Consider the following 7,044-nt stretch of genomic DNA (forward strand, 5'->3'; position numbering starts at 1 on the left):
GCGGGGCGCCGCGCCGGACGCGCTCCGGGCCGGGTGGGAGCCCATGAGGACCGGCTGGGGAGCCCATGAAGAAGCGCACCGACAGGAAGATCGCCATCGCGGGCACCGCGGCGGCGGCCGTGCTCCTGCCCGCCGTCATGGTCGGCCTCGCGCAGGCCGGGATCGGCGTGCCGAAGGGGCGCTCCGAGGCGTCCGGCAACGCCGATCCGGTCCCCTCCTTCGGGCCCGCTACGCAGCCGGGCGCGCCGAGGTCCCGCACCGCGTCGCCGAAGCCGCCGAAGCTGCCGCACGTCCCGCCGAACACCAACCCGTTCAAGACGGGCGGCGGCGCGCCCGCCCCGGACGACCCCGACTCCAACACCGGCAGCCACGGCAGGAAGCCGAAGGCCCCGGGCGGGACGAGCGGCCGCGGCTACGCGAAGGCGCCCGACGGCGCGGCCGTCACCGGCGTCACGAAGGTGAACTCGCGGCAGTTCGACGTCACGATCGCGTCCCCGGCGCTCGGCGCGAAGGTGAAGACGCGCGTCATGGTGCCGAAGGGCTGGACGCGGAACACGACCAGGACGTGGCCCGTCGTGTACGCCTACCACGGCGGCAACAACAACTACACGTCCTGGACGAAGGACTCCAACATCGAGCAGGTCGCCGGCCCGTACAACGCGATGGTCGTCATGCCCGAGGGCGGCTGGAACGGGTCGTACACCAACTGGTGGAACGGCGGCAAGGGCGGCATCCCCGAATGGGAGACGTTCCATATCCGCGAGGTCATCCCGCTGATGGAACGCAACTTCCGCGCGGGCTCGGTGCGCGCCGCGATCGGGCTGTCGTCCGGCGGGCAGGGCGCCATCACCTACGCCGAACGCCACCGGGGCGTGTTCAAGTACGCCGCGTCCTACAGCGGCGCCCTGAACATCACCGCGCCGGGCATGCCGATCATCCTGACGACCATGAACCGGGAGGCGGGCACCTCGATCTGGGGCGACCCGATCACCGCGCGGGCGAACTGGGAGGCGCACGACGCGGCCGTCATGGTGTCGAGGCTGAAGGGCGTCGGCGTGTACGTCTCGTCCGGCAACGGGCAGCCCGGCCCCTACGACAACCCGGACGCCGCGCCGTGGGACGCCGGGCGCATCGGCGAGCAGCTCTCCGGCGTGATGAACGACAACTTCGTCGCGGCGGCGCGGCGGGCGGGCGTCCCGGTCACCGCGCACCTGTACGGGCCGGGCATGCACAACTGGAAGTACTGGCGCGTCGAGCTGGTGCGGAGCTGGCCCGCGATCGCCGCCGCCATCGGCGCCCGCAGGTCCTGACCGGGGCGGCGGTGAACGGGTTCGCGCGGCGGGAGTTCCAGCTCGTCCTGCTCCGCCGGATGGCCGACTACCAGCCCGGCCTGGTCGAGGACGCGATGCGCTCGCTCGCCGCCACCCGCACCGAGATGCGGCAGGTCAACGCCCGCTGGCAGCGGATCGTCCGGTCGCGGACGTTCCCGCGCGGGCGGCGCCGGTACGAGGCGGTCCTCGGCCCGCCCGGCGCGGTCGAGCCGCGCCGCGTCGGCGACGTGGACTGCGCGGTCGCCTGGTGGCCGCCGTTCCCGCTGTGGCCCGGCCTGCGCTTCGAGATCCTCCTGGCCCCGGACGGGACGGTCCTGCACGAGTGGCTCGTCCGGCACGACGGCGTGCCCGTGCCGGAGCTGGAGGGCGTCGACGACCTCGTCCCCTGGTCGTGCGTGGTCGACGACGTCACCCGACGCTTCGGGAGCGTCGCGCACCAGGACGGCGACGCGCCGAGCCGCTGGCACGCCACCGTCGCGACGCCCGGCGGCGGCACGGTCACGGCGCACTTCGTGTGGGGCCTGCTCCAGGCGGTCGAGCCCGCCTGACACTTTGGGGCGATATTGGCGGTTCCCGGCATCGGGCATTGCGCGTCCGTCCCTACGGTGGAGGAATGCCCGAGGTGACCGCACACGCCCCCGGGACCGTGGCCTGGATGGAGCTGGCCACCCCGAGTGTGGACGCGTCCAGGACGTTCTACCGCGAGGTCTTCGGGTGGTACTCCTACACGCTGACCGTCTCCCCGCTCGGCGACTACGAGATCTTCACCCTCGGCGGCGTCCAGGGCCCCGAGGTCACCGGCGCGCAGCCGCTCGCCGACGAGTCCCAGCCCGGCTCGTGGACGTGCTACTTCCGCACCGACGACCCCCCTGCCACCCTCGACGCGGTCCGCGCCGCGGGCGGGCTGGTCGCCGCCGAGCCCACCGACGTCGGCGACCTCGGCCGGGGGGCGCTGTGCTCCGACTCGCAGGGCGCCGACTTCGGGCTCTGGCTGCCGTACAACCTGAAGGGCGCGGGCGTCATCGACGAGCCGAACGCGATGTGCTGGGTGGAGCTGGCCTGCCCCGACGTCCAGGACGCCCGCCGCTTCTACGGCAGCGTCTTCGGCTGGACGCCCGTCGACCGCACCTACTACGCCCCCGACTACACCAACTGGAAGCTCGGCGGCCGGTCCGTGGCGGGCCTCGTGCCGATCGAGGAGTGGTGGCCGCGCAGCTTCCCGCCGCACTGGACCCCCTACTTCTGGGTGTCGGACTGCGACGCCACCACGTCCCGCGCCGCCGACCTCGGCGCCCACGTCTACGTCCAGCCGGTCGACATCGGCCCGGGCCGCTTCTCCGTCCTGACCGACCCGACCGGCGCGCGCCTGGCCCTCATCACCCCGTCGTCCCGCTCCACCGCTCCCCACCAACTCACGTGAGCGCGCCCGTCCCGCGTCAGGACGGGCGGTCGGGGGCGGTGAGGCGGCCGAGCAGCATGAGGACGAGCTCGTCGATCACCTCGTCCAGGGTGGCGTCGACCCAGCCGGTGCTCCAGTCGTGGAGGAGGCCGTTGATGCTCGCGATGAACGCGGTCGCCGCGATCCGGTAGTCGCGGGCCGGGATCTCGCCGCGGGCGGCGGCGCCCGCCGCCTCGGCGCAGATGAACTCGACCCAGCGGGCGCGGCGGTCGAGGCGCTGCCGGTCGAGCCGCGGCCCGGCGCCGATGATCTCCACGAAGGCGACCCGGACGCGCGCCGGGTCCGCGGCGACGCTCGCCGCGTACGCGCCGAACAGGCGGGCGGTGCGCGCGGCGAGGCCCAGGCCCGCGACGCCCGGCAGCGCGTCCACGACGGCCCGCTCGGCGTCGTCGTCGATCTCGCGGTGCAGCTCGGCGAGCAGGTCCTCCAGGGTGCGGAACTCCTCGTAGAACTGGCGGGTGGACAGCCCGGCGGCCTCGCTCAGCGCCGCCACGGTCGTGCCCCGGTAGCCGGGGCCGCGGCCGAACATCTCCAGCCCGGCGGCGAGGAACCTGCGGCGGCGCTCGGCCCGCCGCTCGGCCGCCGTCCTGCCCCCGTACCGGCCGGTGGGGGTCGCGCGCCTGCCCGTCACCGCGACTCCCTTCGGTTGGACGCGACCGCATTTTCCCGCATTCCCCGGATCTGTCGAGCACCCCGGCGGCGCGGATCCCACTAGTCTCGGGCCTGGCGGGGCGCCCCGGCCCCGGCCGTTCGCGAGGGGGAGTCACCAGGTGTTCGAGTCCGTGCTCGTGGCGAACCGCGGAGAGATCGCGGGACGGATCGTCCACACGGCCCGCGCGCTGGGCGTCAAGGCCATCGCGGTGCACTCGGCCGCCGACGCCGGGCTGCCGTTCGTCGCGGAGGCGGACGAGGCCGTCCTCATCGGCCCGGCCGACCCGGCGCGCAGCTACCTCAACGTCCCGGCGATCCTGGAGGCCGCGGACCGGACGAACGCGCAGGCCGTCCACCCCGGCTACGGGTTCCTCGCCGGGAACGCCGACTTCGCCCGCGCGGTCGCGGGCCGCGGCCACGTCTGGGTCGGCCCGCCGCCGCTCGCCGCCGCCCGGATGGCCGACAAGATCAACGCCCGGAACCTGATGAAGGAGGCGGGCGTCCCGGTCGCGCCCGGCGTGTGGGAGCCCGTGCCGGACGCGGCGACCGCCGCCGAGGAGGCCGAGCGCATCGGCTACCCGGTCATGGTGAAGCCCGCCGCGGGCGGCGGCGGCATCGGTCTGGCCGCCGCCCGCGACGAGACGACGCTGCGCGAGGCCTACGCGGCCTCCCGCGCCCGCGCCGAACGGATCTTCGGGCGGGCCGACGTCCTGCTCGAACGGTACGTGGAGGGCGCCCGGCACGTCGAGGTGCAGATCCTCGGACTCGCCGACGGGACGGTCGTCCCGCTGGGCGAGCGCGACTGCTCCGTCCAGCGCCGCCACCAGCAGGTCGCGGCGGAGACGCCGTCCCCCGGCGTCGATCCCGGGCTGCGCGAGCGGATCCTCGCCGCCGCCGTCCGCGCGGGCGAGACGGTCGGCTACCGGGGCGCCGGGACCGTCGAGTTCCTCGTCGACCCCGCGACCGGGGAGTTCTTCTTCCTGGAGATGAACCCGTACCTGGAGGTCGCGCACGCGATCACCGAGCTGGTCACCGGCGTCGACCTCGTCGAGCAGCAGTTCCGGGTCGCGTGCGGGGAGGCCGTCTCGTTCGCGGACGCGGCCCCGCGCGGCCACGCCTTCGAGTTCCGCGTCCACGCCGAGGACCCGCTGCGGTTCGTCCCCGGCACCGGCGAGATCAAGGTGTGGGAGGAGCCGGTCGGCGACGGCATCCGCATCGACGCCGGGTACGCGGAGGGCAGCGCCGTCACCGCCCACTACGACTCGCTGCTCGCCAAGCTGTGCGTCCACGGCGACGACCGGGAGCACGCGCTGCGCCGCGCGCGGGCCGCCGTCGAGGCGTTCCGCATCGAGGGCCCGCCGACGAACCTGCCGTTCCTGCGGGAGCTGCTCGACCGTCCCGAGTTCGTGGACGGCGCCTACGACACCCGGCTCGTCGGCCGCATGCGCACCCCCGCGTGACCCCGCGCCCCGCGACCGCGCCGCGCCGACCGGACTAGGGTGGCGCCGTGCAAACGAACGACGCGCAGACGAACGACGTGCCGACGAAGGACGCGCAGACGAAGGACGCGCAGGCGGACGACGCGCAGGTGTACTGCGACCGCTGCGGGGAGCCCGCCGCCTCCGGGGGCGACCACGCCGCGTGCCGCGCGGCCCGCGCGATGGAGCCGCCCCGGTACTGCGGGCGCTGCCGGCGGCGGATGGTCGTCCAGGTCACCCCCGTCGGCTGGACGGCCCGCTGCGCCGAGCACGGCGACCTGCGCGGCTAGAGCGCGAGCGCGTAGGTCAGCAGGTCGAGCCCCGGCACGGGCGCCCAGTCGCGGCAGGGCGTGCGGACGAACCCCATCCGCTCGTACAGCCGGTGCGCGTCCTCCATGTTCCGCTGCGTCGACAGCCGGAGGCCGGTGAGCCCGGCGGCGCGGGCCCGGTCCGCGCAGGCGCGGACCAGCGCCCGCCCGATCCCCTTCCCGCGCGCCCGCTCCAGGACGGCGAGCATCCGGAACTCGGCCTCGTCCGGCCCGGCCAGCGTGGCGTACGGGCTGCCCGGCGGGCAGTACGTCACGGCCCCGCCGACCTCGCCGCCGGACTCGGCGACGAGCAGCTCGCAGTCCGCGGCGCGGGCGGCGGTGTCCCGCAGCTTCTCGACGTACGGCGACGCGGACGACACCAGCCCGCCCGCGACGTAGACCTCGACGGTCAGGTCGCCGATGAGGCCGTACTCGTCCGGCGTCGCCGTCCGGACGACGACCGGCTGGCTGCCGTTCAGCGTGCGCATCGGGGGGTGCTCCAAGTCCGTCCCGCCGCCCGGGATCACGGCGACCCCGGGCTCCGGCGTTACAGGCTATAAGCCCACAAGACAGACTGAATCAGGCGATGTCCCGGCAGGACGACTCGGCGGGCAGCAGCGGGCGCAGCCGGACCGAGTACGTCTTTCCCTCGCTCCGCCAGCCGATGTCCGGCCTCGTGGCGGGGACCTTCCGGGCCGGGGCGAGGGTGCAGAGCGCGCCCGCCTCCCGGACCCCGTCGCCGAGCGGGGCGAGCGGCCACGCCTTGACCGTGCCCGTCGCCGCCGTCTCGCCCGCGAGGACGGCCGTCTTCGCGGGCTCGTACGGCTTCGGCTTCGCCGCCTGGTCGGACGCGGGCCAGCCCGCCGGGTCGAGGCGCTTGAGGAACCGCGCCTCGGGCCCGGACTGGGACTCGGCCTGGATGATCCGGGTCGTGGCCCCGTCCATCGTGACCACGGTGATCAGCGCGTCCGCGATCCGCTCGGACCCGACGGTGTGGGACCGGCCGAGCCCGGCGGCGCGGGCGCCGTCCAGGAGCGGGCGCACCGCCTCCGGCTTCAGGCGGTACTCGGTGAGCCCGCCCCGCGGCTGCCCGCCGGGCGCGGCGCCGGACGCGACGATCGCGCGCCCGCTGGAGTAGAGGGAGAACTCGGGGACGCTGCCCGGGCCGCCGACCCCGGCGAAGCCGCCCGTCCTGCGCCAGCGCAGGACGAGCTTCTCACCGGCGGGAGACTGGTCGACGGGGGACGCGGTGGGTGACGCGGTGGGTGACGGGGAGCTGGCGGGTGCGGGGGACGACGGCGGCGGCGAGGACGGCGCGGACGCCGTCTCCGAGCCGCCGCAGGAGGTCAGCGCCGCGCAGGCCGCGACGGCCGCGCAGGCGAACGCCGGCACCCGGTGGGAACGTGTGTACGGTCCGGCCATGACGGTTCGACGCCCTCGCATGCCGTCCGGTTCCCCCCGATTCATCCCGATACAAAATCGCCCGCCGAAGACTGTGGGATCCGGCCGCCGACCGGCCCGGGGCCCCGCGCTAGTGTGCCGCCTTGTGAGTGTGCTCGTGGTGACCGGGACGTGTACCGGCGTCGGGAAGACCGTCGTCAGCGCGGCGCTGGCGGCGGTCGCCGCGGCGCGCGGCGTCTCCGTCGCCGTGGTCAAGCCGGGCCAGACCGGCGTGACCCCAGGGGAGCCCGGCGACCTGGACGAGGTCCGGCGGCTCGCCGGGATCGACGACCTGCACGAGCTCGCCCGCTTCCCGGATCCGCTGTCGCCCGCCGCCGCGGCCCGCCGCGCCGGGACGCCGCCGGTGCGGCTGGGGG

Annotated in this window: 9 protein-coding genes; 6 read left to right on the forward strand and 3 right to left on the reverse strand. The window is 75.3% G+C overall.

Features of this window, described 5'->3' with window-relative positions; translation table 11 throughout:
- Window positions 1–65: 65 nt before the first annotated feature.
- The 3 genes from ACH01S_RS34440 (at window position 66) to ACH01S_RS34450 (ending at window position 2,751) form a co-directional block, all read left to right on the forward strand.
- Entirely contained in the window at window positions 66–1,310 is a 1,245-nt protein-coding gene (locus ACH01S_RS34440; protein ID WP_083981475.1) for an alpha/beta hydrolase, read from the forward strand.
- An 11-nt stretch (window positions 1,311–1,321) separates the two neighbouring features.
- Window positions 1,322–1,879, forward strand: coding sequence for a hypothetical protein (locus ACH01S_RS34445; protein WP_246236660.1), 558 nt, complete (start codon window positions 1,322–1,324; stop codon window positions 1,877–1,879).
- Between the two features lie 65 nt (window positions 1,880–1,944).
- Window positions 1,945–2,751: a VOC family protein gene (locus tag ACH01S_RS34450; RefSeq protein ID WP_067901819.1), complete on the forward strand. Its 807-nt coding sequence runs from the start codon at window positions 1,945–1,947 to the stop codon at window positions 2,749–2,751.
- 16 nt (window positions 2,752–2,767) lie between these two features.
- Here the strand turns inward: ACH01S_RS34450 and ACH01S_RS34455 are convergent, their stop codons facing one another.
- Window positions 2,768–3,421, reverse strand: coding sequence for a TetR/AcrR family transcriptional regulator (locus tag ACH01S_RS34455; RefSeq protein ID WP_067901822.1), 654 nt, complete (start codon window positions 3,419–3,421; stop codon window positions 2,768–2,770).
- A 139-nt stretch (window positions 3,422–3,560) separates the two neighbouring features.
- On the opposite strand from ACH01S_RS34455, the gene ACH01S_RS34460 reads away from it, so the two are divergent.
- Both ACH01S_RS34460 and bsaP read left to right on the forward strand, forming a co-directional pair.
- Entirely contained in the window at window positions 3,561–4,901 is a 1,341-nt protein-coding gene (locus ACH01S_RS34460; protein ID WP_067901825.1) for an acetyl-CoA carboxylase biotin carboxylase subunit, read from the forward strand.
- 47 nt (window positions 4,902–4,948) lie between these two features.
- Window positions 4,949–5,209: a biotin synthase auxiliary protein BsaP gene (gene bsaP / locus ACH01S_RS34465; protein WP_246236662.1), complete on the forward strand. Its 261-nt coding sequence runs from the start codon at window positions 4,949–4,951 to the stop codon at window positions 5,207–5,209.
- Here the strand turns inward: bsaP and ACH01S_RS34470 are convergent.
- Both ACH01S_RS34470 and ACH01S_RS34475 read right to left on the reverse strand, forming a co-directional pair.
- Window positions 5,206–5,715: a GNAT family N-acetyltransferase gene (locus ACH01S_RS34470; protein WP_067901829.1), complete on the reverse strand. Its 510-nt coding sequence runs from the start codon at window positions 5,713–5,715 to the stop codon at window positions 5,206–5,208. The two genes, bsaP and ACH01S_RS34470, sit on opposite strands and share 4 nt — an antisense overlap.
- Window positions 5,716–5,806: 91 nt before the next feature.
- A complete protein-coding gene (locus ACH01S_RS34475; RefSeq protein ID WP_148344336.1) occupies window positions 5,807–6,619 on the reverse strand; it encodes a hypothetical protein in 813 nt (270 codons plus the stop codon).
- Window positions 6,620–6,773: 154 nt separating this feature from the next.
- On the opposite strand from ACH01S_RS34475, the gene ACH01S_RS34480 reads away from it, so the two are divergent.
- On the forward strand, window positions 6,774–7,044 hold a 271-nt coding region (locus ACH01S_RS34480), incomplete at its 3' end, for an AAA family ATPase (protein WP_157406346.1).

The organism is Actinomadura chibensis NBRC 106107 (genome assembly GCF_001552135.1).
Taxonomy (GTDB): Bacteria; Actinomycetota; Actinomycetes; order Streptosporangiales; family Streptosporangiaceae; genus Spirillospora; species Spirillospora chibensis.